Genomic DNA, 25,971 nt, shown 5'->3' on the forward strand with positions numbered 1-25,971 from the left:
GCAACCACCTGCCCCCGTCGACCACTCCGAGAGAAGCAGCGTGCTCATACGACTCCTGCGGACCTGCCTCAGGCCCTACAAGAGACCCATCGCCCTGCTGGTGCTGCTGCAGTTCCTGCAGACCTGCGCCACGCTCTACCTGCCCACGCTGAACGCGGACATCATCGACCGGGGCGTCGTCGAGGGCGACACCGGCTACATCATGGCCTACGGCGCGCTGATGATCGGCATCTCGCTGGTGCAGGTCGTGTGCAACATCGGCGCGGTGTACTACGGCGCCCGTACCGCCTCCGCCCTGGGGCGGGACCTGCGCGGCGCCGTGTTCGACCGGGTGCAGTCGTTCTCCGCGCGTGAGCTGGGCCACTTCGGCGCCCCGTCGCTGATCACCCGGACGACCAACGACGTCCAGCAGGTGCAGATGCTGGCGCTGATGACGTTCACGCTGATGGTGTCGGCTCCGATCATGTGCGTCGGCGGCATCGTGCTGGCGCTCGGTCTGGACGTGCCGCTGTCCGGGGTGCTGGTGGCGGTCGTGCCGGTGCTGGGCGTCTGCGTGACGCTGATCGTGCGGCGGCTGCGGCCGCTGTTCCGCTCGATGCAGGGGCGGCTGGACACCGTCAACCGGGTGCTGCGCGAGCAGATCAGCGGCAACCGCGTGATCCGGGCCTTCGTCCGCGACGAGTACGAGCAGCAGCGCTTCCGCGAGGCCAACACCGAACTGACCCGGTTCGCGCTGGGCACCGGCAACCTGCTCGCGCTGATGTTCCCGATCGTCATGACGGTGGTAAACCTGTCGTCCATCGCCGTCGTGTGGTTCGGTGCGCACCGCATCGACAGCGGCGGGATGCAGATCGGCGACCTGACCGCGTTCCTCGCCTATCTGATGCAGATCGTCATGTCCGTGATGATGGCCACCTTCATGTTCATGATGGTGCCGCGCGCCGAGGTGTGCGCCGAGCGCATCCAGGAGGTGCTCGACACCTCCTCCAGCGTGGTGCCGCCGACGGCACCGGTGCGGGAGCTGCGCCGGCACGGCCATCTGGAGATCCGCGGGGCCGGCTTCCGCTATCCGGGTGCCGAGGAGCCGGTGCTGCGGGCCGTGGACCTGGTGGCCAGGCCGGGCGAGACGACCGCCGTCATCGGCTCGACCGGCAGCGGCAAGTCGACCCTGCTCGGGCTGGTCCCGCGGCTGTTCGACGCCACCGAGGGGCAGGTCCTCGTCGACGGGGTGGAGGTCGCGGACCTCGACCCGCGGCTGCTCGCGCGCACGGTCGGGCTGGTGCCGCAGAAGCCGTACCTGTTCGCGGGCACGGTGGCGACCAACCTGCGCTACGGCAATCCGGACGCCACCGACGAGGAGTTGTGGCACGCCCTGGAGGTGGCGCAGGGCAAGGAGTTCGTCGAACGGCTGGAGGGCGGGCTGGACGCGCCGATCGCACAGGGCGGGACCAACGTCTCCGGCGGTCAGCGGCAACGGCTCGCCATCGCCCGGACGCTGGTGCAGCGGCCCGAGATCTACCTCTTCGACGACTCCTTCTCCGCCCTCGACTACGCCACGGACGCCGCCCTGCGGGCCGCCCTCGGGCGGGAGACCGCCGAGGCGACGGTGGTGATCGTCGCCCAGCGGGTGGCGACCATCCGGGACGCCGACCGGATCGTCGTGCTGGACGAGGGCCGGGTGGTCGGCACCGGCCGGCACCACGAACTGATGGCGGACAACGAGACCTACCGGGAGATCGTGCTCTCCCAGCTCACGGAAGCGGAGGCGGCCTGATGGCGGGGCCCATGGGGCGGATGATGGCCGGGGGCGGCCCCGACCAGCGCTCGCTGGACTTCAAGGGATCGGGCAAACGGCTCGTCGCCCGGTTCCGGCCCGAGCGTGCGACCGTCTGCGTGCTGCTGGCCTGCGTGGTGCTCAGCGTCGGGCTCAGCGTCGTCGGGCCGAAGATCCTCGGCAGGGCGACCGACCTGGTCTTCGCGGGCATCGTCGGGCGCGGCATGCCCGCCGGGGCGTCCAAGGAGCAGATCCTGGAGCAGATGCGGCAGCGCGGGGACGGTGATGTCGCCGACATGCTGCGCGGCACCGACTTCACCCCGGGCGAGGGCATCGACTTCACGGCCGTCGGGCACGTGCTGCTGCTGGCGCTGGGTGTGTTCACGGTGGCCGGGCTGCTGATGGCGGTGGCGACGCGGCTGGTGAACCGGGCCGTGAACCGGACCATGTTCCGGATGCGCGAGGACGTCCAGACGAAGCTGTCGCGGCTGCCGCTGTCGTACTTCGACAAGCGTCAGCGCGGTGAGGTGCTGTCCCGGGCGACCAACGACATCGACAACATCGGGCAGACGCTGCAGCAGTCGATGGGGCAGCTCATCAACTCGGTGCTGACCGTCATCGGCGTGCTCGCGATGATGTTCTGGGTCTCGTGGATCCTGGCGCTGGTCGCGCTCGTGACCGTGCCGCTGTCGTTCGTCGTCGCCACGCGCGTGGGCAAGCGCTCGCAGCCGCACTTCGTGCAGCAGTGGCGGTCCACCGGCACGCTGAACGCCCACATCGAGGAGATGTACACCGGGCACACCCTGGTGAAGGTGTTCGGGCGGCAGGAGGAGTCGGCGCGGCAGTTCGCCGAGCAGAACGAGGCACTGTACGAGGCGGGGTTCAGGGCGCAGTTCAACAGCGGCGTCATGCAGCCGCTGATGATGTTCGTGTCGAACCTCAACTACGTGCTGGTCGCGGTCGTCGGCGGGTTGCGGGTGGCCTCCGGCTCGCTGTCCATCGGCGACGTGCAGGCGTTCATCCAGTACTCGCGGCAGTTCTCCATGCCGCTGACGCAGCTGGCGTCGATGGCCAACCTGGTGCAGTCGGGGGTCGCCTCCGCGGAGCGCGTCTTCGAACTGCTCGACGCCGAGGAGCAGGGCGCCGACCCCGTGCCGGGAGTACGGCCCGAGGAGCTGCGCGGGCGGGTGGCGCTGGAGCACGTGTCGTTCCGCTACGACCCCGACAAGCCGCTCATCGAGGACCTGTCGCTGACGGTGGAGCCGGGGCAGACGGTGGCCATCGTCGGGCCGACCGGCGCGGGCAAGACGACCCTGGTGAACCTGCTGATGCGGTTCTACGACGTCACCGGCGGCCGGATCACCCTCGACGGCGTGGACATCGCGCGGATGTCCCGGGACGAACTGCGCGCCGGGATCGGCATGGTGCTGCAGGACACCTGGCTGTTCGGCGGCACGATCGCGGAGAACATCGCCTACGGCGCCGCGCGGCAGGTCACCCGGGGGGAGATCGAGGAGGCCGCGCGGGCGGCGCACGCGGACCGGTTCGTGCGGACGCTTCCGGACGGGTACGACACCGTGATCGACGACGAGGGCACGGGGGTCAGCGCGGGCGAGAAGCAGCTCATCACCATCGCCCGGGCGTTCCTGTCCGACCCGGTGATCCTGGTGCTGGACGAGGCGACGAGCTCGGTCGACACGCGGACCGAGGTGCTGATCCAGAAGGCCATGGCCAAACTGGCGCACGGGCGGACCTCGTTCGTCATCGCGCACCGGCTCTCCACGATCCGGGACGCGGACGCGATCCTGGTCATGGAGAACGGGGCGATCGTCGAACAGGGCACGCACGAGGACCTGCTGGGGGCCGGCGGTGCGTATGCCCGGTTGTACAAGGCGCAGTTCGCGCAGGCGGTGGCGGAGGTGGACTGAGCCGGGTCCGGGGGTGCAGGGGGCGTGGGGCGGCTGCGGGCCCGCCGTGGCTGGTCGCGCAGTTCCCCGCGCCCCTTGAGGGACACGCACCCGGCGTCAGTCCAGATAGCCCCGCAGCTGGTCCGCGAACGCGTGGTCCCGCAGCTTGTTCAGGGTCTTGGACTCGATCTGGCGTATCCGTTCCCGCGTCACCCCGAAGATGCGGCCGATCTCCTCCAGCGTGCGCGGGCGGCCGTCGGCCAGGCCGTACCGGAGCTGCACGACCTTGCGCTCCCGCTCGCCCAGGGTGGACAGCACCGCTTCCAGGTGCTCCCGGAGCAGCAGGAAGGCCGCCGACTCCACCGGGGAGGCCGCGTCGCCGTCCTCGATGAGGTCGCCGAGGGCGACGTCGTCCTCCTCGCCCACGGGCGCGTGCAGCGACACCGGCTCCTGGGCCAGACGCAGCACCTCCCCGACCCGCTCGGGCGGCAACTCCAGGTGGGCCGCGACCTCTTGGGGCGTCGGCTCGTAGCCCCGCTCCTGGAGCATGCGGCGCTGCACCCGCACCACCCGGTTGATGAGCTCCACGACGTGGACGGGCACGCGTATCGTGCGGGCCTGGTCGGCCAGGGCGCGGGACATGGCCTGCCGGATCCACCAGGTGGCGTACGTGGAGAACTTGTAGCCGCGGGCGTAGTCGAACTTCTCGACCGCGCGGATGAGGCCGAGGTTGCCTTCCTGGACGAGGTCCAGCATGGTCAGCCCGCGGCCGACGTAGCGCTTGGCGACGGAGACGACCAGGCGCAGATTGGCCTCGATGAGGCGGCGTTTGGCGACGCGGCCCATCACCACGAGCCGGTCGAGGTCCGAGGCCAGCCGGCTGTCCAGGTCGGGGGTGAGCCGCAGCTTCTCCTCGGCGAACAGGCCGGCCTCGACGCGGCGGGCGAGTTCCACCTCCTCCGCGGCGGTCAGCAGGGGGACGCGGCCGATCTCCCGCAGGTACTGGCGGAACAGGTCCGAGGAGGGGCCGCCGGTCTCCGTGCGCACGGGCGGCGGTTCGGCGGCCTCGGCGGCCCCGGCCGTCTCGATCGTCTCGGCGGGCGGCTCCTCGGGCTCCGCTTCCGGTTCCGCTTCCGGTTCGGATTCCGGTTCCGTCTCCGGGTGCTGCCCGGCGCGGTCCTGCACAGGGACCCCGGGCAGGGCGTCGGCCTGCGCGTCGGGCACCGGAGCGCCGGCGCGGCGGGCCGGGGCGGCGTCGGTCTGGCTGAGGGTCTGGGTCTGCACGGGGGCGACCTCCAGGATGATCGCTGCCAGTGGCTGCGGCAGCGGTACGTCGGGAGCGGAGTCGGCGGCCTCGCCGCATTCCGTCCCGTACGCGATGGGCGGAACCGCGGGGGTCCGGAACCCGTCGGTGACGGATCGGCCGCGCTCCGGGGACTCAGGCACCGCACCCCAGTGTGGGGTACGACACATCACCGCCACGAGGGGCGTGCGGTGACTTTTTGCTTCCGGTCCGTGACCGGCGGTCGCCCCCGGTGGGAAACCGGATGCCTCACGTGTCCCTTACGCGTGGTGACGGCCCCGACGGCGCGTCAGAGGGCGGCGGCGCCGTGCGCGCGCAGGGTCTGGTCGTACTGCTGGAGGACCCACAGTTCGTTCTGGACGGCGGCCAGTTCGGCCGGGTCGCCGTGGTTGCCGAGGCGGGTGAGGCGGCCGGTGATGTCGCGGATGCGGCGCTCCACGGCGCGGCGGCGGACGGTGACCAGCTGGGCTCCGGCGTAGGTCTCGTCGACGCCCTTCACGCCCTTGTGCAGCATGATCGCCTCGACGGCCAGCTCCGTGACCATCGCGCGGACCGCGTCGTCGGGCGCGGCCTCGCGGACCTTGACCAGGTAGTCCTGGGGGTCGGCGACGCCCGACTCGGCGCCGCCCGCGTCCAGGATGGCCTGGCGCACGGCGGCGTAGGGCGGGGCGGTGAACTCGTCCACGCCGTACGCGTCGAAGGCCGGGGAGACCAGCTCGGGGCGCTGGAGGGCGAGTTTGAGCAGCTCGCGCTCGGTGGCGTAAACGGGGTTGCGCAGGTTGAGGGCCGGGCCGCGGGGGGCGGCGGGCGGCTGGGCGGTGTACTGCTGGGGCGACGCGTGCCGGTCGGGGGCGGGACCCTTGCCGCCGCGCTCGCGGGACCAGCGGGCCAGTTGCGCCACGCGCTTGACGACGAACTGGGTGTCGAGGATGCCGAGCATGCCGGCGAGCTGCACGGCGACCTCGTGCTGGGCGCCGCTGTTCTTGATGCGGGCGACGACCGGGGCGGCCTCGTCCAGGGCGGCGGCGCGGCCCGCGGGGGTGTCGAGGTCGTAGCGGGCCACGATCTGGCGCAGGGCGAACTCGAAGAGGGGGGTGCGGGGTTCGACCAGATCGGCGACGGCCTCGTCGCCCTTGGCCAGGCGCAGGTCGCAGGGGTCCATGCCGTCCGGGGCGATGGCGATGTACGTCTCGGCTGCGAACTTCTGGTCGTCCTCGAAGGCGCGCAGGGCCGCCTTCTGGCCGGCGGCGTCGCCGTCGAAGGTGAAGATGACGCGGGCCGAGCCGTTGTCCATGAGCAGCCGGCGCAGGATCTTGATGTGGTCGCCGCCGAAGGCGGTGCCGCAGGTGGCGATGGCGGTGGTGACGCCGGCGAGGTGGCAGGCCATGACGTCCGTGTAGCCCTCGACGACGACCGCGCGGGAGGCCTTGGCGATGTCCTTCTTGGCGAGGTCGATGCCGTAGAGGACCTGGGACTTCTTGTAGATCGCCGTCTCGGGCGTGTTGAGGTACTTGGGGCCGTTGTCCGCCTCGTAGAGCTTGCGGGCGCCGAAGCCGACCACCTCGCCGCCGATGTCGCGGATGGGCCACATCAGCCGGCCGCGGAAGCGGTCGATGGGGCCGCGGCGGCCCTCCTGGGAGAGGCCGGAGAGCAGCAGCTCCTTGTCGGTGAAGCCCTTGCCGCGCAGGAAGCGCGTGAGGTGGTCCCAGCCCTGGGGGCTGTAACCGACGGAGAAGTGCCGGGCGGCGGCCTGGTCGAAGCCGCGCTCGGCGAGGAACTGGCGGCCGGTGTCGGCCTCCGGGCTGGTCGCGAGCTGTTCCGCGTACCACTCCGCGGCGATCTTGTGGGCCTCGACCAGGCGGATCCGCTCGCCGCGCTGGTGGGAGGGGTTGTAGCCGCCCTCCTCGTAGCGCAGGGTGATGCCCGCCTGGCCGGCCAGGCGCTCGACCGCCTCCGAGAAGGTGAGGTGGTCGATCTTCATCACGAACGTGATGGTGTCGCCGCCCTCCTGGCAGCCGAAGCAGTGGAAGAACCCCTTGCTCGGGCTGACCTGGAAGGAGGGCGACTTCTCGTCGTGGAACGGGCACAGTCCCTTGAGGTTGCCGCCGCCCGCGTTGCGCAGCTGGAGGTACTCGGACACCACGGCGTCGATCGGGACCGCGTCCCGTACCGCCTTCACGTCCTCGTCGTTGATCCGTCCTGCCACGCGTGAATTCTACGGGGGCGCAGTGACACTCACGGTGCGAGGTTTTCGAGCGGAACGTGCGGATCGGCCAGATTGTCCGTGTTCACCTGGGCGCGGCTGCGGACCAGACGCTGGATCTTGTCCGTGACGTTCCACACGTTCACGTTCATCCCGGCCAGCACCCGCCCGTCCTTCACCCAGAACGCGATGAACTCGCGCTTGCCCGCGTCGCCCCGCACCACCACCTGGTCGTAGCTGCCCGGCGGCGCCCAGCCGGAGTACTCCATGCCCAGGTCGTACTGGTCGGAGAAGAAGTACGGCACCCGGTCGTACGTCACGTCCCGGCCCAGCATGGAGCGCGCGGCGGCCGGGCCGCCGTTGAGGGCGTTGGCCCAGTGCTCGACCCGCATGCGCGTGTCGAACAGGGCGTGCGGGAAGGAGACGACGTCACCGGCGGCGTAGACGTCCGGGTCGGAGGTGCGCAGCCGCTCGTCGACGACGATGCCGCCACCGAGGGCGGGGTCGGCGACCTCCAGGCCGGCCGCCTCGGCGAGGTGGGTGCGCGGGGCGGCGCCGATGGCCGCCAGGACGTCGTGGGCCGGGTGCTCCTCGCCGTCGTCGGTGCGGGCCGCGAGGACCATGCCGTCCTGGCCGGTGATCTCGGTCAGGCGGGCGCCGAAGTGGAAGCGGACGCCGTGGTCGCGGTGCAGCTCGGCGAAGAGCCCGCCGAGTTCCGGGCCGAGCACGCCGTGCAGCGGGGTCGGCCCGTGCTCGACGACGGTGACCTCCGCGCCGTACTCGCGGGCGGCCGCCGCGACCTCCAGGCCGATCCAGCCGGCCCCGGCGATCACGAGGTGGCCGTTGTCGCGGCCGAGGTTGGCCAGCACGTGCTTGAGGCGTTCGGCGTGGGCGAGGCGCCGCAGGTGGTGCACGCCCGCCAGGTCGGTGCCCGGGATGTCGAGCCGCCGGGGTTCGGCGCCGGTCGCCAGGAGCAGCTTGTCGTAGCGCACGACGGTGCCGTCGTCGCCGAAGCGGACCGTCCTGGCCGTGCGGTCGACGGCGTCGACGGTCTGGCCGAGGTGCAGCTCGATGTCGTTCGCCGCGTACCAGGCGGGTTCGTGGACGAAGACGCTGTCGCGTTCCTCCTTGCCGAGGAGGTAGCCCTTGGACAGGGCCGGGCGCTCGTAGGGGTGGTCCCGTTCGTCGCAGATCAGTATCACGCGGCCGGTGAAGCCCTCCGCGCGGAGCGTCTCGGCCGCCTTGGCGCCGGCCAGTCCGCCTCCGACGATGACGAATGTCTGATCCGCGTCGACCACTTGATGCCTCCTCGTCAGGGTGTCGCACTTGCGAGCGTCCCGCACGGAGCGTGATGCGGGAAGGGGGTGTGACCCGATCAGGCCACGCAGTGTCACCTTGGGCGGCGCTCGCGCCCCGCGGGTCCCGCCCGTCTCACGCGTGCCCCGCCCGTCTTACGCGTGCACGCCCGTCCTACGCGTGCCCGCCCGTCTTACGCGTGCCCGCCCGTCTTACGCGAGCCCGCCCGTCTTACGCGAGCCCGCCCGTCCTACGCGTGCCCCGTCAGCCGGGCGTGCAACGACCGGGCCGAGGTGTCGGTGAGGGAGGCGATCTGGTCGACGACGGCCCGCTTGCGGGCGCGGTCGTCGGTCGCCTGGTCGAACAGCGCCCGGAACTGCGGGTCCAGGCCGTCCGGTGCCCGCGCGGTGAGCGCCTCGGCGAGCTCGGCGACGACGATCCGCTGGTCGGCGCGCAGGCGTTCCTGCTCGGCCCGCTGCATCACGTACAGGTCGGCGACGGCCTTGAGCACGGCGCACTCCATGCGCGTCTCGCGCGGGACGACGAGTTCGGCGGCGTACCGGGTGAGCCGCCCGGGCCCCCAGGCGGCCCGGGTCGCGGCCTCGGCGGCCAGGCAGAAGCGGCCGATGAGCTGGCTCGTGGCGTCCTTGAGGCGGGCCTGCGCGACGGCGGTGCCGTCGTAGCCGTGCGGCCACCACTCCTGGGCGAGGAGCCGGTCGAGGGCCTCGGCGAGTTCGGCCGGGTCGGTGCCGGGCGGCACGTAGCGGCCGAGCGCGACCTGGAAGACGTCGTCCCGTTCGGGGTCCGCGTGCAGGCAGTTGGGGTCGATGTGGCCGGCGTGCAGTCCGTCCTCGACGTCGTGCACCGAGTAGGCCACGTCGTCGGACCAGTCCATGACCTGCGCCTCGAAGCAGGTGCGGGTGCCGGGGGCGTCCTTGCGGAGCCAGTCGAAGACGGGGCGGTCGTCCTCGTAGACGCCGAACTTGGGCGAGTCGGGGTCGGTGGGGTGGCCGCCGCGGGGCCAGGGGTACTTGGTCGCGGCGTCGAGGGCGGCCCGGGTGAGGTTGAGGCCGACGGACCCCTCCGGGGTGAACCGCTTGGGCTCGATGCGGGTGAGGAGCCTGAGCGACTGGGCGTTGCCCTCGAAGCCGCCGCAGTCCGCGGCGAACTCGTTCAGGGCCTGTTCGCCGTTGTGGCCGAAGGGCGGGTGGCCCAGGTCGTGGGAGAGGCAGGCCGCTTCGACGAGGTCGGGGTCGCAGCCGAGGGCCGCGCCCAGCTCCCGGCCGACCTGGGCGCACTCCAGGGAGTGGGTGAGGCGGGTGCGGGGGCTGGCGTCCCAGGCGGGTCCGAGCGTGCCGGGCGTGACCACCTGGGTCTTGCCGGCGAGGCGGCGCAGGGCGGCGGAGTGCAGGACTCGGGCGCGGTCGCGCTGGAAGGCCGTGCGGCCGGGGCGCTTGTCCGGTTCGGGGGCCCAGCGCTCGACTGACGTCGGGTCGTAGGCGGTGGGGTTCGTCGTGGTGCCTGGCATGGGTCGACAGTACGGGCACGGGGGTGCGGCGTGCCGGAGCGGCTGCCGGGTGCGGTGGTCCGGCGGGTGCGGGATCGTCCTGGCTCGTCGCGCAGTTCCCCGCGCCCCTCTAGGGGGTGGCCCCGCCGTGCGATGTCAGACCCGGGCCGGCTGCGGTGTCGCGGGTGAGCTGTGCAGGGCCTGGTCGTAGCGGTGGAGGAGGAGCCGGGCCATGGCGGGGTGGTCGCCCAGGGGGGCCGCCGCGATCCACGGGGCCGCCTGGGCGCACTCGGTGGCGAAGCGGCCGGGGGCCGTGAAGCAGGACGCGAGGGCGATGTGGCGGCGGCCCCTCGCCAGCAGGGTGCGGACCGCGGTGGCGACCGTGGGGGTGGCGGCCGAGGCGTAGGCGGGAACGACCGGGACACCGAGGCGGGCCGCCAGGAGGTGCGCCGTGCGCGCGGTGTCCGCTCTCGCGTCCGGGTCGCGGGAGCCCGCCGCGGCGAGGACCACCGCGCTGGTGCGGCGGGGTGTGCCGCCCCAGCCGGCCTCCGTCAGACGGTCCTGGAGGGCGTCCACCAGGAGGGGGTGGGGTCCGAGGGGCGGCGCCGGACGGGTGCGGGCGCCCGAGGCGGCGGCCGTCGCGGGGATGTCCCGCTTGACGTGGTGGCCGCGGCCGAGGAGCAGCGGGACGAGGACCGCCTCCCGGTCGCCGAGGGCGGCGAGCGTCTCGGGAAGCAGGGGGGCGTTCAGCTCGATGTGCCCGAGGTGCACCGGCACGTCGGGGCGCAGGGCGCGGACCCGGTCCAGCAGCGCGCTCACCGTGCGCAGCGCGCGGGGGTCGCGGCTGCCGTGGGCGACGGCCACGAGAGCGGGCGGGGTGGGCTGCGCGGGAGGGCTGGACATGCCTCCATGGTCACGGGGCCGTGTGTCCTCGCCGTTGCGCGGGGGTCACGGGGGTTTTCCGGTGGCTCACGCCCCGGGGCGGGCACGGTGTGAGCCGCTGTGAGCTGCGGTTTCGGCCGGCCGCGTGAAGATCGTCACCGGAGCCGGAGTGAACCGGGCGGTGCGGCCGGGCGTCCCTGACGGTGAGGGGCCGATCCGGGGAGGGACCGTCCGATGCGTCCAGTGACCTTGCGCAGACCGCGGCTGCCGCGCACCCGGCGGGGGCGACGGCGGCTGGTGCAGGCCGTGATGGCCGGGTGCGTGCTCGCCCTGCTGCCCGCGACCTGGATGCACCTGGTGGCGGACGGCCGGCTGCGCTCGACGGCCGACGTCCCGCGCACCGACGTCGCGGTGGTGTTCGGGGCCGGGTTGTGGGACGGCGAGCCCTCCCCCTACCTCGCCCACCGGCTGGACGCGGCGGCCGAGCTGTACCGGGACGGGCGGGTGCGGGTGGTGCTCGTCACCGGGGACAACAGCCGCGAGGACTACGACGAGCCGGACGCCATGCGCGCCTACCTGACCCGGCACGGGGTGCCCGACGGGCGGATCGTCAGCGACTACGCGGGATTCGACACGTGGGACTCGTGCGTGCGCGCGAAGAAGATCTTCGGCGTGGACGAGGCCGTACTGATCAGCCAGGGCTTCCACATCCGGCGCGCGGTGGCGCTGTGCCGCGCCGCCGGGGTGGAGTCCTACGGGGTCGGGGTGGACGCGGTGCACGACGCGACCTGGTACTACGGGGGCGCCCGGGAGATCCTCGCGGCCGGGAAGGCGGCCGTGGACGCGGCGTTGCGGCCCGACCCGCGTTTCCTGGGGCCACGCGAGCCGGGTGTGGAACGGGCGCTGGCCGCGGGCGGGCGGTAGCGGTCGCGCACCTCACGCGGGCCGGGCGGCGGCGGGGAGGTCGCCGTCCCCGCCGTGTAACAGGGGGCCCGCCCCGGGCGTAACACGGCCCGCGCACGCTGGTCGGCATGCAGAACACCGTGACGCCCACGCACTGCCCGTACTGCGCCCTGCAGTGCGGGATGAACCTCGTGCCCGCACCGGACGGGAGCGTCGAGGTGAGCGAGCGGACGGACTTCCCGGTGAACCGGGGCGCGTTGTGCGGCAAGGGCCGTACCGCACCGGCGGTGCTCGCACGGGACGTCCGGCTGACCTCGCCGCTGGTGCGCGGCGGGGACGGCACGCTCGTGCCGGCCTCCTGGGACGAGGCCCTGGACCGGATCGCGGCGGGCCTGCGGCGTACGCGTGCCGCGCACGGGCCGGACGCGGTCGGGGTGTTCGGCGGAGGCGGGCTGACGAACGAGAAGGCCTACAGCCTCGGCAAGTTCGCGCGGGTCGTGCTCGGCACCTCGCAGATCGACTACAACGGGCGGTTCTGCATGTCGTCCGCGGCGGCGGCCGGGATCAGGGCGTTCGGGCTGGACCGGGGCCTGCCGTTCCCGCTGGAGGACATCCCGAGGTCGGGTTGCGTCATCCTCGTCGGGTCGAACCCGGCGGAGACCATGCCGCCGTCGATGCGGTACTTCGCCGAACTGCGGGAGAACGGCGGCACGCTGATCGTCGTCGACCCGCGGCGGACCAGGACGGCCGAACAGGCCGATCTGCACCTGGCTCCCCGCCCGGGCACCGATCTGGCCCTCGCCCTGGGACTGCTGCACCTGGTGATCGCCGAGGGCCGGGTGGACGAGGAGTACGTCGCCGCCCGGACCACGGGCTGGGAGGAGGCCCGGGCCGCCGCCATGGCGCACTGGCCGGAGTACGTCGAGCGGATCACGGGGGTGCCCGTCCCCCGACTGCGGGAGACCGTACGGCTGTTCTGCGAGCCGGAGTCGGCGATGGTGCTCACCGCCCGGGGGCCCGAGCAGCAGTCCAAGGGCACGGACACCGTGGGCGCCTGGATCAACCTGTGCCTGGCGACCGGCCGGCCGGGCCGGCCCCGGTCCGGGTACGGCTGTCTGACGGGGCAGGGCAACGGCCAGGGCGGGCGCGAACACGGGCAGAAGGCCGACCAGTTGCCGGGGTACCGCAAGCTGGACGACCCGGCGGCCCGGGCGCATGTCGCCGGGGTGTGGGGCGTGGACCCGGACAGTCTGCCGGGGCCGGGGCGCAGCGCGTACGAGCTGCTGGACGCGCTGGGCACGGACATCAGGTCGCTGCTGCTGATGGCGTCCAACCCGGTGGTGTCGGCGCCCCGGGCCGCGCACGTGGAGGAGCGGATCCGGTCGCTGGACTTCCTGGCGGTCTGCGACGTGGTGCTGTCCGAGACGGCGGCGCTCGCGGACGTGGTGCTGCCGGTCACGCAGTGGGCGGAGGAGACGGGCACGACGACGAACCTGGAGGGTCGGGTCCTGCTGCGCCGCCGGGCGGTCGACCCGCCGGAGGGCGTCCGCAGCGACCTGGAGGTCCTGGGCGAACTGGCTGTCCGGCTGGGCGTGGAGAAGGGCTTCCCGGCGGACCCGGAGGAGGTGTTCGAGGAACTGCGGCGGGCGAGCGCGGGCGGGCCCGCGGACTACTCGGGGATCACCTACCGCAGGCTGGCCGAGGAGAACGGGGTGTTCTGGCCCTGCCCGGCCGAACCACCGGCGCCGCACGGCAGCGCGGACGCGCTGCTCGACGCCCCACCTGCGACCGACGACCTCGCCGGTCGGCCGGCGGGCGGCCACCCGGGTGCCCCGGCCGCAGGAACCACGGGCATGCACCCCGGCACGCCGACCGAGACCACGGCAGTCCCGCGACCGGGCGCGCCCACCGGGGACATGGCAGGGGCGCGACCGGGCACACCGGCCGAGACCCCGGCGGGCACGCACCCCGCCGCGACGCCCGGTGGGGCCGCGGGTGTGCACCCCGGCACGCCGACCGAGACCACGGCAGTCCCGCGACCGGGCGCGGTCATCGAGAACCCGCCGGGCGTGCACCCCGCCGCGACGGCCGTTGGGGCCGCGGGTGTGCACCCGGGCACGCCGACCGAGACCACGGCAGGCCCGCGACCGGGCGCGCCCATCGAGAACCCGCCGGGCGCGCGCCCCGCCGCGGCGGCCGGAGGAATCACGGGCGTGAACCCCGGCACGCCGGCCGGACGGGCCGAGGGCGTGCACCCCGGTACGCCGCGGTTGTTTCTCGAGCGTTTCGCCACTGCCGACGGCCGTGCCCGGTTCGTGGCCGTCTCGCACCGGGCGATCGCCGAGGAGCCCGACGAGGAGTACCCGCTGCTGCTCACCACCGGCCGGGTCGTGGCGCAGTACCAGTCCGGGGCGCAGACCCGGCGGGTCGGGGAGCTGAACGCCGCCGCGCCCGGGCCGTTCGTGGAGCTGCACCCGCGGCTGGCGGCCCGGCTCGGGGCGGCCGAGGGCGACCCGGTGGCGGTGGTGTCGCGGCGGGGCCGGGCGGTGGCGCCGGCGAGGATCACCGCCACCATCCGGCCCGACACCGTCTTCATGCCCTTCCACTGGCCGGGCGAGGGCCGGGCGAACACCCTCACCAACCCCGCGCTCGACCCGACGTCGCGGATGCCGGAGTTCAAGGCGTGCGCGGTACGGCTGGAGGCGGTCCGGCCGTAGCGGCCGCTCCGAGCGGTCCGGCCGTGGGGGTCAGCTCACCGACACGGCCTGCCACGCCGCCGCCACCGCCTCGTGCTCGGTGCTGCCGGCCCCGTAGAGGTCCTTCGCCGCGGTGAGGGTGGCCGTGCGCGCGGCCGGATAGTCCGTCGAGGAGGTCATGTAGACGGTCAGCGCGCGGTACCAGATCCGGCCCAGCGCGGCCCGGCCGACGCCGGTCACCGTCGAGCCGTCACAGGTGGGCGAGTCGTGGACCACACCGTTGATCGTCTTCCTGCCGCTGCCCTCGGCGAGGAGGTAGGCGAAGTGGTTGGCGACCCCGGAGGAGTAGTGCACGTCGAGGCCGTCGACCTTGTCGCTCCAGCAGTCGGCGGACTTGCCGTCCCTCGACGGCTCGTCCATGAAGCGCAGCGCCTCGCGGCCGAGTCCCGGGCGCACGACCTTCTCGCCGATGCGCCAGTCGCCCCGGTCCTCGGCGTTGCCGGCGTGGAACTCCACCAGCGTGCCGAAGATGTCGGAGGTGGCCTCGTTCAGCCCGCCGGACTCCCCCGAGTACCGCAGCGCCGCGGTCTTGGACGTCACGCCGTGGGACATCTCGTGCCCGGCCACGTCCAGCGAGACCAGGGGCCCCATCAGGGTGCCGTCGCCGTCGCCGTAGGTCATGCAGAAGCAGGTGTCGTCCCAGAAGGCGTTGTTGTAGTCCTTGCCGTAGTGGACGCGGTTGAAGGTGCCCTTGCCGTCGCCGGCGATGCCCTCGCGACCGTGGACCTGCCGGTAGTAGTCCCAGGTGACGTCGGTGCCGTACTGGGCGTCCACGGCCACCGTGGCCCGGTCCGCGGCGTCGCCCGTGCCCCAGTGGTTGTCGGCGTCCGTGAACGGCGTCGCGGGCGCCCGGGTCAGGCAGATGGTCAGCAGGCACTGGTCGGTCTTGTGCTGCGCGTCGCCGGTGTGGGTGCCGCCGCGTGTGGCGTCCTTCAGCGTGTACGAACCGCCGGATTCGGTGGTCCGCAGCGGGACGGTGCCGCCGTAGAGGGACCGGCCGTCGCCCGAGACCGACTCCAGGGTGTCCCAGGTGTCGATGCGGTCGCCGGTGCCCGCGTCGGTGAGCACGGTGCGCCCGACGGGGTTGCCGTCCTCGTCGTGTGCCACGGCGTCGGTCTGCCAGGCCAGCCGGGGCGTGCCGTGCAGGGCGTCGACGACCAGGCGCGGCTTGGCGGTGAGCTTCTTCAGGGTCTCGCCGAGGTGCGCGGCGCGCAGCAGGCCCGCGGCGAGGCCGGCGGCCTCGGGCGCCGCGATCCTCGGGGTGACGGTGGGCAGCGAGAGCGCGGCGGTCGTCGCGCGGCTGGTGCCGCGGTGGCTGCCGTCCGGGTTCAGGTGCAGGACGAAGTCGCCGCCGAGGACCGGGAGTCGGCGGTAGGTGCGGTCGTAGCGGACGTGGCGGGTGCCGTCCGGGTCGACGACGACGTCGCGGACCTCGGTGTCCTGGGCCGCGGTGAGACCCAGGGCGTCGGCCCGGTCCGCGAGGACCGCCGCCGCCTCCTCGGTCACGGTGGCCCGGGACGGCCGGACGGCCGCGCCCGCGGGTGGGGAGAGCACGGCCGCCACCAGGGCGGCACCGCCGGCGAGGGCCGTGCCGGCGAGGGCGAGACGGGAACCGCGGACCTGACGTATCCGACTCATCGGACTCCTCGTACGGGCGCACCCGGTCGCGTGGGGTCGACCGGGTGCGGCGTTGATGGTGGCCGCGAGTCAAGCCGTGCCGGACATGGCATGTCCATAGCACCGATGTGGAGGTGTGTGAGGGTGCAGAATCGTTCCTGTGACCCTGCCCTTCTTCGTCTACGGCACCCTCCGTCCCGGGGAGGTCAACCACCGTCTCTTCCTGCACGGCCGCACCCGCTCCGAGGAGCCGGCACGGCTGGCGGACACCGTGCTGTACGAGGGCCCGGGCTATCCGTACGCGGTCGAGGAGCCGGGCGGCGGCGAGGTGCGCGGGGAGCTGGTGACCGCACTGCCCCAGGCGTACGGGGCGCTGCTCGCCGAGCTGGACCGGCTGGAGGAGTACGCGCCGGGTGATCCGCGCAGCCTGTACGTGCGCGTGGAACGGGACGTCGTACGGGACGCGGACGGGGCGGGCGTGCGGGCCTGGGTGTACGTGGCGGGACCGGATGCGGCGAAGCGTCTGCGCAACGCCGGGCGGCGGGTCGCGGGCCAGGAGTGGCGAGGACGGCGGTAGCGGCGGGCGGAGCCGGGGCGGCGGGGCGCGGGGCCGGGTGCGGGGCGGCTGCGGACGGGAGCGGCCCTCGCGCCGATGCCGCGCCCTCGCCGGGCGTCGTCGTGGGTCAGGCAGCGTAAGGGTGTTGCGCCCTCGCCTCCCTCAAGGCGCGGCCCCACCACACCAGTTGGTCCAGCATGGTCTTGGCCGCGGCATCCGGGCCCGAGGGGTCGTGCAGGGCGCCCCGGTCGTCGAAGGACGCACCGGCGTTGTGGAAGGACACGGTGTCGCGCACCGTCACGGCGTGCAGCTCGGCGAAGACCTGGCGCAGGTGCTCCGCGGCACGCAGGCCCCCGGCCAGGCCGCCGTAGGAGACGAGGGCGACGGGCTTGGCCCGCCACTCGCCGTAGTGCCAGTCGACGAGGTTCTTCAGGCCGGCCGGGAAGGAGTGGTTGTACTCGGGGGTGAGGACCACGAAGGCGTCCGCCCGGGCCAGCTTCGGGGTGATGCCGGCCAGGGCGGCACGCGCCTCGGGGGTCGGTTCGAGGGACGTGGGCAGGTCGGCCTCGGCGACGTCGACGACCTCGGCGACCAGGTCGTCGCGGTCCGTCAGCCGGCCGCGGAGCCAGTCGGCGACCACGGGGCCGAAGCGGCCGTGGCGGTTGCTGCCGACGACGAGGGTCACCCGGAGCGGCTCGGTGGCGGCCGGGTGGACGGCGGTGTGCGCGGTGATCGTGTTCATGCGGCACAGCCTGATACCTCAACCTTTGTCGAGGTCAAGCCCGGCCGCACCGGGTCACCCGTTCACCCCTGCTCCGGGGGCATTTCCGCCTCTCGCCCGGCCGACCCGCGTGACCAGCCGAAACGCACCTGACGGGCCGTCGGGGACGGGTGTACACGACACCCGTTCACCCCAATTCTGACGCCCTCTCAGAAAGCGGCGCCGCCGGACACCCCGTTATCTCGGAAGGGCAGGCGCCCGACCGAACCGCTCGAAGGAGCACCGATGCGACGTACCGCCCGCCCGCTGACCGGTACCGCGCTCGCCGTCGCCGCAGCGGCCCTGGCCGCCGCCCCGGCGTACGGCGCGCAGGCCGGTGAGCTGGAGCTGTCACCGGCGTCGGTGGTCCCCGGCGGGCAGGTCACCGTCGGGACGGCGGCGTGTGGCGCCGGGGGCACGGCGACGGGAGACGCCGGCGCGGTCGGCGCCGGGACCCTGCCGCTGGCGGCGGGTCGGCACGAGCAGGAGGCGACCGGGCGGTTCCGGGTGCCGCCGGGCGCGCAGCCGGGCACGTACGAGATCGTCGCGACGTGCGCCGGGAGCGGGCGGCGGGTCACCGGCGACCTGGTGGTCACGCTGACGCCGGCGCGCGAGCGGGTGCACCCGCGAGGAAGTGTGAAGACGGGGGTCGGTGGCGCTCTGGGCCCCGATCCCGTGCAGACCGCGGCCGGTGTGACGGCTCTGGCCGTCGCCGCCGCGGGCGGTACCTGGCTCCTGCATCGCCGGGCGAGAGGCGACGGGATCTGACGGACATCCTCCGCTGTCCGTCGCCGGTACCGCAGCCCCTCCCCCTCCGGGTCCGACGCCCCTCGCGGCCCGGAGGGGGAACGGGGCCGAACTCCCCCGCCGCGTCCGGGGGTCGAGGAAGGGGTGGGTATGCGCAGGTTCCCCCGGCCCGGCGGCCACGCGAACGCCGCCCTGACGGCCGTGACGCTGTTCGCCCTGTGCTCCGGGGCCTGGCTGCTGCGCGACGGCGCCACGACGCACGGCCCGCCCCAGCCCTCCGCGGCGCAGGCCGGGACCGGGGCCGGGCAGGAGGGCAGGGGCGGCAAGGCGGCCCGGGACCTGTCCGTGCCCGCGCTGCCGCCGTCGCCGCCCCGGCGCGTGCGCATCCCGGCCATCGGGGTGGACGCCCCGCTGACCGGGCTCGGTCTCACCCGGACCGGAAGCCTCGACGTACCGCCCGCCTCCCGCCCGGACCTCGCCGGGTGGTACGAGGCCGGCACCACGCCCGGCGAACGGGGTACCGCGATCGTCGCGGGCCACGTCGACAACGCCGACGGCCCCGCCGTCTTCTACCGCCTCGGCGCGCTCGCCAAGGGCAGCACGATCGCGGTGGACCGCCGGGACGGCGGGGTCGCGGTGTTCACCGTGGACGCCGTCGAGGTGTACGACGCGCGCGACTTCCCCGACGAGAAGGTCTACGGCCCGGCCCCCCGCCCCGAGTTGCGGGTCATCACCTGCGGCGGCGGCTGGTCACGCGGGACCGGGTACCGGGGGAACGTCGTCGTGTTCGCGCACCTCACCGGCAGCCGGTGACCCGACGGGGACCCGGCCCTTCCCCCACGCACCCCCCGAGGCCCGTTCCACCGGGGTTTCCGCCCGGCAGCCCGCTCACTGCTCGTCGACGCGCTCGCAGACGACGAATCCGGGCTCGATCTCCGAGCACTCGAAGACGGGCTGGGTGAATCCGACCGTCATGGCCGTGCCCGCCTCCTCCCCGTGCCCGGCCGGGTGATAGGCGAGCGAGAAGTGCCCGGAGGCGTCCGGGTACTTCTCCAGCAGACCGCGGAACTCCGCGAGCAGCCCGCCGAACTCCGCCGGGACGGTGTCGCCCCGGCCGCGTTCCACTGTCATGACGGCCTCCTTCTTCGCAGAGGCGCGGGGTACGTCCGGGAAGCGGTCGCGGGTACCGGCGCCGCACCACCGCCCGGTCCCGCGCGCCGTCCCCCACCTCCAGCTTCACACGGCCGGGGCGGGCGCGCAGCGCGCCCCGAACGGCCGGCGCAGCCGCGGCCGTCAGGCCACCCACTGCTCGTAGGCGAGGTTCGCGACCAGGGCGAAGACCACCGTCAGCAGGACGACGCGGACGAATCCGCTGCCCTTCTTCAGGGCGGTGTGGGCGCCGAGGGTGCCGCCCGCCAGGTTGAACACGGCCATCAGGGCGGCCAGCTGCCACAGGACGGTGCCCTGCCAGGCGAAGGTGGCCAGGGCCCCGGCGTTGGTGCAGCAGTTGACGATCTTGGCCGTGGCGGAGGCGGTGACGAGGTCGAGGTGGAGGACGGCGGTGAGGGTCAGCACCAGGAAGGTGCCGGTGCCGGGGCCGATGAGCCCGTCGTAGAAGCCGATGCCCAGGCCCGCCAGGCCGATCGCCGCGAGGATCCGGCGGGGGCCCGCCGGGCCGGGCGCGGGGGCCGTGCCGAAGGCGGGGCGCAGGATCACGAAGGCGGCCACCCCGAGCAGGACCACCATGATCACCGGCTTGAGGACCTCGGTGCTCATCCCGGCCGCGAAGAAGGCCCCGGCCGAGGACCCGGCCAGGGCGGCCAGCCCGATGCGGATCGCCGTCCGCACGTCCACCGGGGCCCTGCGGGCGTAGGTGACCGCCGCGCCGGTGGTGCCCACGATGGCGACCGCCTTGTTGGTCCCCAGCGCGTACGCCGCGGGCGTGTGCGACGGCAGGCCCAGCAGCAGCGCCGGCAGCAGCAGGAGGCCGCCTCCGCCGACCACCGCGTCGATCCACCCGGCGGCCAGGGCCGCGACGCAGAGCAGGACGATCGTGGTCAGCGATATGTCGGGCATGACGGCGACCTTATGCGACGCCCGGGCGGAGCCTCACACCGCCCGTCCGCGCACGTCAGGAACCCTCACACGCGCCCGCCGCCGCCGCTGAGGGCAGCGTTCCCCGCGGGAAACAGGGGGGATGCGGCCGGGTAACACCGGCACCGCACGCTCAGGACATGACCTCGAACGAGCGTGTGGTGGTGATCGGCACCGGCCTGGCGGGCGTACGGCTCGCCCGGCGGCTCGGTGAGCTGGGCACGCCCGCGCTGCTGGTCGGCGAGGAGGAGCACCGGCCCTACAACCGGGTCCTGCTCGCCGAGGTGCTGGCCGGGCGGTACGGCCCGGAGGTGATCGCCCTGCCCGCACCCGCGGACGTCCGGCGCGCCCGGGTCGCCGGCGTCGACCGCGAGCGGCGGGCCGTCGTCTGCGCGGACGGCTCCCGCATCGCGTACGGCCGGCTGGTCCTCGCCACCGGCTCCAACCCCGTCCTGCCGCCCCTGCGCGGGCTGTTCACCGGCGGCGGCGAACTGCCCGAGGGTGTCCACGCGTTCCGCACCATGGACGACTGCCTGGGCCTGTCCAAGGCGGTCCGGCCCGGTGTGCGGGCGGTCGTCGTCGGCGGTGGCCTGCTCGGGGTCTCCGCGGCCCGGGCCCTCGCCCTGCGCGGCGCGCAGGTCGTGCTCGCCCAGCAGTCCGAGCGGCTGATGGAGCGTCAGCTCGATCCGGCCGCCTCACGGCTGGTGCTGCGGCACCTGACGGACCTCGGCGTCGAGGTGCACACCGAGTGCCGGGTCCGGGACGTGCGCTGCGTGGCCGGCGCGGTCCGCTCGGTGGAGCTCGCCGACGGGTACGCGCTCGACGCCGACCTGGTGGTCGTCGCCTGTGGGGTCCGTCCGCGGACCGGACTCGCCCAGGACGCCGGACTCGACGTGCGCGAGGGCGTCGTCGTGGACGACGAACTGCGCACCTCCGACCCGTACATCCATGCGATCGGCGACTGCGCCCGGCACGACGGCGTCCTGTACGGACTCGCCGCCCCGGCGCTGGAACAGGCCGAGGTCCTGGCCCGGTTGCTGGCCGGGGACCCGGCCGCCCGCTACACGGGCACGCGTTCCCTGACCCGGCTCACGCTGACCGGCGGGGACGGCCCCTTCGACCTCGCCGCGTTCGGCGAGACCGAGGCGCTCCCGGGCGACGACGTCGTCCAGCTCGCCGACGCCACCCGGGGCACCTACCGCAAGGTCGTCGTCCGCGACGACCGCCTGGTCGGCGGGGTCCTCGTCGGCGAACTCGGCACCGTCGGCGCGCTCGCCCGCGCCTGGGAGGGAGCAGAGCCGCTCCCTGCCGGCGGCCCGCTGCTCCACCTGCTCACCAACGATGGAGGCTCCTGATGACGGCCACCCCGGGGGCGACCCCCACGATCGTGCTCGTCGGCCACGGCATGGTCGGCCAGCGCTTCCTCGAAGCGCTCGCCGAGCGCGGCCTGACCGCCACGCACCGTGTGGTGGTGCTCTGCGAGGAGCCTCGCCCGGCCTACGACCGCGTCCAGCTCACCTCGTACTTCTCCGGCCGCACGCCCGAGGACCTGTCCCTGACGGATCCGCGGTTCCTCGCCGACCACGGCATCGAGCTGCGGGTCGGCGACCCGGCGGTCTCGGTGGACCGCGCGGCCCGCACGGTCACCGCCCGCTCCGGTGAGGTCGTCGGTTACGACGTCCTCGTCCTGGCCACCGGCTCCTACCCGTTCGTGCCGCCGGTGCCGGGCAAGGACGCCGAAGGCTGTTTCGTGTACCGGACGATCGAGGACCTCCTCGCGATCGAGGAGTACGCGAAGACCGCCACCACCGGTGCCGTGGTCGGCGGCGGGCTGCTCGGGCTGGAGGCCGCGGGCGCGCTCAAGGGCCTCGGACTCACGTCGCACATCGTGGAGTTCGCCCCCCGGCTGATGCCCGTGCAGGTCGACGAGGGCGGGGGCGCCGCGCTGCTGCGCACCATCGAGGGGATGGGCCTGAGCGTCCACACGGGCGTCGGCACGCAGGAGATCGTCGTCGGCGAGGACGGTGCCGTCACCGGCATGAAGCTGTCCGACGGCTCCGAACTGGCCACCGACCTGGTGGTGTTCTCCGCCGGGGTGCGCCCCCGCGACCAGCTGGCCCGGGACTGCGGCCTCACCGTCGGCGAGCGCGGCGGCATCGCGGTCGACGAGCGGTGCCGTACGGTCGCCGACCCGCACGTCTTCGCCATCGGCGAGTGTGCGCTGGCCGCGGACGGCCGGGTGTACGGGCTGGTGGCGCCGGGATACGAGCAGGCCGAGACGGCGGCGGCCACGATCGCCTCCGACGAGGCGTCCTTCACGGGTGCCGACCTGTCCACCAAGCTGAAGCTGCTCGGGGTGGACGTGGCGTCCTTCGGCGACGCGCACGGCACCGCCGGGGACTGCCTGGACGTGGTGTACTCCGACTCCCGGGCGGGCCTGTACAAGAAGCTGGTCATCGGCCGGGACGGCACACTGCTCGGCGGCATCCTGGTCGGCGACGCGGAGGCCTACGGCACGCTGAAGGCGTTCACCGGTTCCGTCCCGCCGGTCCCGCCGGAGTCGCTGGTGCTGCCCGCCGGGGCCGGGCAGCCGGCCGCGCTCGGCCCGTCGGCGCTGCCGGACGAGGCGATCGTCTGCTCCTGCCACAACGTCTCCAAGGGCACGATCCGCGGCGCGGTCACCGACCACCGCTGCACGACCGTGCCGGAGGTGAAGAAGTGCACCAAGGCCGGCACCGGCTGCGGTTCGTGCGTGAAGGTCCTCGGGCAGCTCGTCGACGCCGAGCTGGAGGCGAGCGGCGTCGAGGTCGACAAGGGCCTGTGCGGCTGCTTCCCGCAGACCCGCGAGGAGCTGTACGAGATCGTCCTCGCCCTGCGCATCAACAGCTACCGGGACCTGCTGGACCGCCACGGCCGCGAGGAGGCCCGGGGCGGTGAGGGCTGCGAGGTGTGCAAGCCGACGGTCGGCTCGATCATCGCCTCCCTCGCCCCGGCGATCGGCGCGAGTGGTTACGTCCTGGACGGTGAGCAGGCCGCCCTGCAGGACACCAACGACCACTTCCTGGCCAACCTGCAGAAGAACGGCTCGTACTCCGTCGTGCCCCGCATCCCCGGCGGCGAGATCGCCCCGGAGAAGCTGATCGTCATCGGCGAGATCGCCCGCGACTTCGGGCTCTACACGAAGATCACCGGCGGCCAGCGGATCGACATGTTCGGCGCGCGGGTCGAGCAACTCCCGCTGATCTGGGCCCGCCTGGTCGACGCCGGCTTCGAGTCCGGTCACGCCTACGGCAAGTCGCTGCGCACGGTGAAGTCCTGCGTGGGGCAGACCTGGTGCCGCTACGGCGTCCAGGACTCGGTGCGGATGGCGATCGACCTGGAGCTGCGCTACCGGGGGCTGCGCTCCCCGCACAAGCTCAAGTCGGCCGTCTCCGGCTGCCAGCGCGAGTGCGCCGAGGCGCAGTCCAAGGACTTCGGCGTGATCGCCACCGCCAACGGCTGGAACCTCTACGTCGGAGGCAACGGCGGCGCCACGCCCCGCCACGCGGACCTGCTGGCACAGGACCTGTCGGACGCCGAACTGGTGCGCCTGATCGACCGGTTCCTGATGTTCTACATCCGCACGGCCGACCGGCTGGAGCGCACCTCGACCTGGCTGGAGCGGATCCCGGGCGGCCTGGACCACGTGCGGGACGTCGTCGTGCACGACTCGCTCGGCATCTGCGAGGAGCTGGAGCAGCTGATGCGGGCGCATGTCGCGCACTACCGCGACGAGTGGGCCGAGACCGTCAACGACCCCGACAAGCTCGCCCGGTTCGTGTCCTTCGTCAACGCCCCGGACACCCCCGACCCCGTCGTCGCCTTCGTCCCGGAGCGCGACCAGATGAAGCCCGACCTGCCGCTGCTGTCCCTCGGCATGCGACCCGCCGACGACGTACTGGAAGGAAGCGCCCAGCGATGACCCTGGCACCCGAGACCACCGACCTGAAGGTCGAACTCCGCCTGGCGGGCGAATGGTTCGCGGTCTGCGACCTCAGCGCGCTGCTCCCCGGCCGCGGGGTGGCGGCCCTGCTGCCCGGCGGGCGCCAGGCGGCGCTCTTCCGCGACCGCACCGGCGCGCTGTTCGCCGTCGACAACCGCGATCCCTTCACGGGCGCGGCCGTCCTCTCCCGCGGCCTGACGGGCACCCACCGGGGCCGCCCCTTCGTCGCCTCGCCGCTGCTGAAGCAGCGCTTCGACCTGGTGTCGGGCCAGTGCCTGGACGACGAGACGGTCCGGGTGGCGGCGTACGAGGTGCGCGCCGCCTGACGTCCCGCCGCCGGGACCCACGGCGAACGGCCCGCGGCCGGGGGGCGATCCGCCCCCCGGCCGCCACGTTTTGTCCATGCTCCGTCAATCCCGTGCCCCTAGCGTTCCTCCCGCCCTCCCCTGCTCCCAGCACGACCCCGCCGTCGACCGGCGGCGGGGCGGTACGGCACTTGATGGAGTGAGAGTGGAACGTCGCAGTCTCCTGCGTGCGGCCGTCCTCGGCGGTACCTCGGCCGCCTTGGGCGGAACCCTGTGGCGCGGCGCCGCGTACGCCGCCCCCGCCCAGCCCGGCGCCGGCCCCTACGGCCCGCTCGGTTCCCCCGACGCCAACGGCATCAGGCTGCCGGCCGGCTTCACCAGCCGGGTCGTGGCCCGCTCCGGCCAGCGGGTCGGCAGCACGTCGTACACGTGGCACAACGCCCCGGACGGCGGCGCGTGTTACGCCGACGGCACGGGCTGGATCTACGTGTCCAACTCGGAGATCAACCCCTCGGGCGGCGCGAGCGCGGTGGTGTTCTCCGCGACGGGCGCGATCACCGGGGCGCACCGGATCCTGTCCGGCACGCGGCAGAACTGCGCGGGCGGCAGGACGCCCTGGAACACCTGGCTGTCCTGCGAGGAGGTGGACCGCGGCTACGTCTACGAGACCGACCCGTGGGGCGTGAAGCCGGCGGTGCGGCGGGACGCCATGGGCCGGTTCAAGCACGAGGCGGCGGCCGCCGACCCGGTCCGGCGGGTCGTCTACCTGACGGAGGACGTCACCGACGGCTGCTTCTACCGCTTCCGCCCGACGACCTGGGGCGACCTGTCCTCCGGCACGCTGGAGGTGCTGGTGGCGGGCAGCGGCACCAGCGGTCCGGTCGGCTGGGCCCGCGTGCCCGACCCGTCCGGCGCGACCGCCACCCGCAGCCAGGTCTCCGGCGCCAAGCGCTTCAACGGCGGCGAGGGCTGCCACTACGCGAACGACACCTGCTGGTTCACCACCAAGGGCGACAACCGCGTCTGGCGGTACGACGCGGCCGCGCAGACCATCGAACTCGCCTACGACGACTCGCTGGTGACCGGCGGCACCGCCCCCCTGACCGGCGTCGACAACGTCACCGGCGCCGCCTCCGGCGACCTCTTCGTCGCCGAGGACGGCGGCACGATGGACATCTGCGTCATCACCCCCGCCGACGTCGTCGCCCCGTTCCTGCGCGTCGAGGGCCAGTCCGCCTCGGAGATCACCGGCCCGGCCTTCTCCCCCGACGGCACCCGCCTGTACTTCTCCAGTCAGCGCGGCACCACGGGCAGTTCCTCGGGCGGCATCACCTACGAGGTGCGGGGTCCGTTCCGGGCGTGACCCCGGTGCGCCCCCT

General features: G+C 73.7%; 20 protein-coding genes. 11 read left to right on the forward strand and 9 right to left on the reverse strand.

What is annotated here, in order from left to right; all coding sequences use genetic code 11:
* Window positions 1–40: 40 nt before the first annotated feature.
* Both ACZ4M5_RS05430 and ACZ4M5_RS05435 read left to right on the forward strand, forming a co-directional pair.
* Window positions 41–1,774, forward strand: a complete 1,734-nt coding sequence (locus ACZ4M5_RS05430; protein ID WP_467733341.1) for an ABC transporter ATP-binding protein — start codon at window positions 41–43, stop codon at window positions 1,772–1,774.
* The gene (locus ACZ4M5_RS05435) at window positions 1,774–3,702 is read left to right on the forward strand and encodes an ABC transporter ATP-binding protein (RefSeq protein WP_467733343.1); all 1,929 of its coding nucleotides are present in this window, start codon (window positions 1,774–1,776) and stop codon (window positions 3,700–3,702) included. The genes ACZ4M5_RS05430 and ACZ4M5_RS05435 overlap by 1 nt, the downstream gene beginning before the upstream one ends.
* A gap of 96 nt (window positions 3,703–3,798) precedes the next feature.
* Here ACZ4M5_RS05435 and ACZ4M5_RS05440 read toward each other — a convergent pair whose 3' ends face one another.
* The 5 genes from ACZ4M5_RS05440 to ACZ4M5_RS05460 form a co-directional block, all read right to left on the reverse strand.
* Entirely contained in the window at window positions 3,799–5,127 is a 1,329-nt protein-coding gene (locus tag ACZ4M5_RS05440; RefSeq protein WP_467733345.1) for an RNA polymerase sigma factor, read from the reverse strand.
* A 146-nt stretch (window positions 5,128–5,273) separates the two neighbouring features.
* A complete protein-coding gene (dnaG, locus tag ACZ4M5_RS05445) occupies window positions 5,274–7,190 on the reverse strand; it encodes a DNA primase (protein WP_467733347.1) in 1,917 nt (638 codons plus the stop codon).
* A 29-nt stretch (window positions 7,191–7,219) separates the two neighbouring features.
* Complete coding sequence (locus ACZ4M5_RS05450; protein WP_467733349.1) at window positions 7,220–8,485, reverse strand: NAD(P)/FAD-dependent oxidoreductase; 1,266 nt, start codon at window positions 8,483–8,485, stop codon at window positions 7,220–7,222.
* A gap of 248 nt (window positions 8,486–8,733) precedes the next feature.
* Window positions 8,734–10,011 carry a deoxyguanosinetriphosphate triphosphohydrolase gene (locus ACZ4M5_RS05455; protein WP_467733351.1) on the reverse strand — a complete coding sequence of 426 codons (1,278 nt, stop codon included), beginning with the start codon at window positions 10,009–10,011 and terminating at the stop codon, window positions 8,734–8,736.
* Between the two features lie 135 nt (window positions 10,012–10,146).
* Window positions 10,147–10,893: a sirohydrochlorin chelatase gene (locus tag ACZ4M5_RS05460; RefSeq protein ID WP_467733353.1), complete on the reverse strand. Its 747-nt coding sequence runs from the start codon at window positions 10,891–10,893 to the stop codon at window positions 10,147–10,149.
* A gap of 213 nt (window positions 10,894–11,106) precedes the next feature.
* On the opposite strand from ACZ4M5_RS05460, the gene ACZ4M5_RS05465 reads away from it, so the two are divergent.
* Both ACZ4M5_RS05465 and ACZ4M5_RS05470 read left to right on the forward strand, forming a co-directional pair.
* Window positions 11,107–11,796, forward strand: coding sequence for a SanA/YdcF family protein (locus ACZ4M5_RS05465; RefSeq protein ID WP_451877148.1), 690 nt, complete (start codon window positions 11,107–11,109; stop codon window positions 11,794–11,796).
* Between the two features lie 107 nt (window positions 11,797–11,903).
* A complete protein-coding gene (locus ACZ4M5_RS05470) occupies window positions 11,904–14,492 on the forward strand; it encodes a molybdopterin oxidoreductase family protein (RefSeq protein ID WP_467733356.1) in 2,589 nt (862 codons plus the stop codon).
* Between the two features lie 30 nt (window positions 14,493–14,522).
* Here ACZ4M5_RS05470 and ACZ4M5_RS05475 read toward each other — a convergent pair whose 3' ends face one another.
* On the reverse strand, window positions 14,523–16,169 hold the full coding sequence (locus ACZ4M5_RS05475) for a M4 family metallopeptidase (protein ID WP_467733358.1): 1,647 nt from the start codon (window positions 16,167–16,169) through the stop codon (window positions 14,523–14,525).
* 139 nt (window positions 16,170–16,308) lie between these two features.
* On the opposite strand from ACZ4M5_RS05475, the gene ACZ4M5_RS05480 reads away from it, so the two are divergent.
* Window positions 16,309–16,725, forward strand: coding sequence for a gamma-glutamylcyclotransferase family protein (locus ACZ4M5_RS05480; protein WP_467733360.1), 417 nt, complete (start codon window positions 16,309–16,311; stop codon window positions 16,723–16,725).
* A 106-nt stretch (window positions 16,726–16,831) separates the two neighbouring features.
* On the opposite strand, the gene ACZ4M5_RS05485 is transcribed toward ACZ4M5_RS05480, so the two are convergent.
* Entirely contained in the window at window positions 16,832–17,446 is a 615-nt protein-coding gene (locus ACZ4M5_RS05485) for an NADPH-dependent FMN reductase (protein WP_467733362.1), read from the reverse strand.
* 264 nt (window positions 17,447–17,710) lie between these two features.
* On the opposite strand from ACZ4M5_RS05485, the gene ACZ4M5_RS05490 reads away from it, so the two are divergent.
* On the forward strand, window positions 17,711–18,232 hold the full coding sequence (locus ACZ4M5_RS05490; RefSeq protein WP_467733364.1) for a hypothetical protein: 522 nt from the start codon (window positions 17,711–17,713) through the stop codon (window positions 18,230–18,232).
* Window positions 18,233–18,361: 129 nt separating this feature from the next.
* Window positions 18,362–19,024, forward strand: coding sequence for a class F sortase (locus ACZ4M5_RS05495; RefSeq protein WP_467733366.1), 663 nt, complete (start codon window positions 18,362–18,364; stop codon window positions 19,022–19,024).
* A 75-nt stretch (window positions 19,025–19,099) separates the two neighbouring features.
* Here ACZ4M5_RS05495 and ACZ4M5_RS05500 read toward each other — a convergent pair whose 3' ends face one another.
* Together ACZ4M5_RS05500 and ACZ4M5_RS05505 are read right to left on the reverse strand one after the other, a co-directional pair.
* Complete coding sequence (locus ACZ4M5_RS05500) at window positions 19,100–19,342, reverse strand: hypothetical protein (protein WP_467733368.1); 243 nt, start codon at window positions 19,340–19,342, stop codon at window positions 19,100–19,102.
* 162 nt (window positions 19,343–19,504) lie between these two features.
* Window positions 19,505–20,287, reverse strand: coding sequence for a sulfite exporter TauE/SafE family protein (locus tag ACZ4M5_RS05505; protein ID WP_467733370.1), 783 nt, complete (start codon window positions 20,285–20,287; stop codon window positions 19,505–19,507).
* 158 nt (window positions 20,288–20,445) lie between these two features.
* Between ACZ4M5_RS05505 and ACZ4M5_RS05510 the strand changes: the two genes are divergently transcribed.
* The 4 genes from ACZ4M5_RS05510 (at window position 20,446) to ACZ4M5_RS05525 (ending at window position 25,955) form a co-directional block, all read left to right on the forward strand.
* Window positions 20,446–21,660: an NAD(P)/FAD-dependent oxidoreductase gene (locus ACZ4M5_RS05510; RefSeq protein WP_467733372.1), complete on the forward strand. Its 1,215-nt coding sequence runs from the start codon at window positions 20,446–20,448 to the stop codon at window positions 21,658–21,660.
* Complete coding sequence (nirB, locus tag ACZ4M5_RS05515) at window positions 21,660–24,266, forward strand: nitrite reductase large subunit NirB (RefSeq protein ID WP_467733374.1); 2,607 nt, start codon at window positions 21,660–21,662, stop codon at window positions 24,264–24,266. Before ACZ4M5_RS05510 ends, nirB begins: the two co-directional genes overlap by 1 nt.
* On the forward strand, window positions 24,263–24,613 hold the full coding sequence (gene nirD / locus ACZ4M5_RS05520; protein WP_467733376.1) for a nitrite reductase small subunit NirD: 351 nt from the start codon (window positions 24,263–24,265) through the stop codon (window positions 24,611–24,613). The genes nirB and nirD overlap by 4 nt, the downstream gene beginning before the upstream one ends.
* Before the next feature lie 184 nt (window positions 24,614–24,797).
* A complete protein-coding gene (locus ACZ4M5_RS05525) occupies window positions 24,798–25,955 on the forward strand; it encodes an alkaline phosphatase PhoX (RefSeq protein WP_467733378.1) in 1,158 nt (385 codons plus the stop codon).
* Window positions 25,956–25,971 lie beyond the last annotated feature (16 nt).

The organism is Streptomyces sp. NPDC026246 (assembly GCF_055567995.1).

What these genes read in the sequence shown, in the direction of transcription:
- ACZ4M5_RS05435 (WP_467733343.1), top strand. Translation starts at nt 1,774, where the DNA reads ATGGCGGGGCCCATGGGGCGGATGATGGCCGGGGGCGGCCCCGACCAG.
- ACZ4M5_RS05475 (WP_467733358.1), bottom strand. Translation starts at nt 16,169, where the DNA reads ATGAGTCGGATACGTCAGGTCCGCGGTTCCCGTCTCGCCCTCGCCGGC.
- ACZ4M5_RS05500 (WP_467733368.1), bottom strand. Translation starts at nt 19,342, where the DNA reads ATGACAGTGGAACGCGGCCGGGGCGACACCGTCCCGGCGGAGTTCGGC.
- ACZ4M5_RS05510 (WP_467733372.1), top strand. Translation starts at nt 20,446, where the DNA reads ATGACCTCGAACGAGCGTGTGGTGGTGATCGGCACCGGCCTGGCGGGC.
- nirB (WP_467733374.1), top strand. Translation starts at nt 21,660, where the DNA reads ATGACGGCCACCCCGGGGGCGACCCCCACGATCGTGCTCGTCGGCCAC.
- ACZ4M5_RS05470 (WP_467733356.1), top strand. Translation starts at nt 11,904, where the DNA reads ATGCAGAACACCGTGACGCCCACGCACTGCCCGTACTGCGCCCTGCAG.
- ACZ4M5_RS05495 (WP_467733366.1), top strand. Translation starts at nt 18,362, where the DNA reads ATGCGCAGGTTCCCCCGGCCCGGCGGCCACGCGAACGCCGCCCTGACG.
- ACZ4M5_RS05460 (WP_467733353.1), bottom strand. Translation starts at nt 10,893, where the DNA reads ATGTCCAGCCCTCCCGCGCAGCCCACCCCGCCCGCTCTCGTGGCCGTC.
- ACZ4M5_RS05505 (WP_467733370.1), bottom strand. Translation starts at nt 20,287, where the DNA reads ATGCCCGACATATCGCTGACCACGATCGTCCTGCTCTGCGTCGCGGCC.
- ACZ4M5_RS05490 (WP_467733364.1), top strand. Translation starts at nt 17,711, where the DNA reads ATGCGACGTACCGCCCGCCCGCTGACCGGTACCGCGCTCGCCGTCGCC.
- ACZ4M5_RS05455 (WP_467733351.1), bottom strand. Translation starts at nt 10,011, where the DNA reads ATGCCAGGCACCACGACGAACCCCACCGCCTACGACCCGACGTCAGTC.
- nirD (WP_467733376.1), top strand. Translation starts at nt 24,263, where the DNA reads ATGACCCTGGCACCCGAGACCACCGACCTGAAGGTCGAACTCCGCCTG.
- ACZ4M5_RS05465 (WP_451877148.1), top strand. Translation starts at nt 11,107, where the DNA reads ATGCGTCCAGTGACCTTGCGCAGACCGCGGCTGCCGCGCACCCGGCGG.
- ACZ4M5_RS05485 (WP_467733362.1), bottom strand. Translation starts at nt 17,446, where the DNA reads ATGAACACGATCACCGCGCACACCGCCGTCCACCCGGCCGCCACCGAG.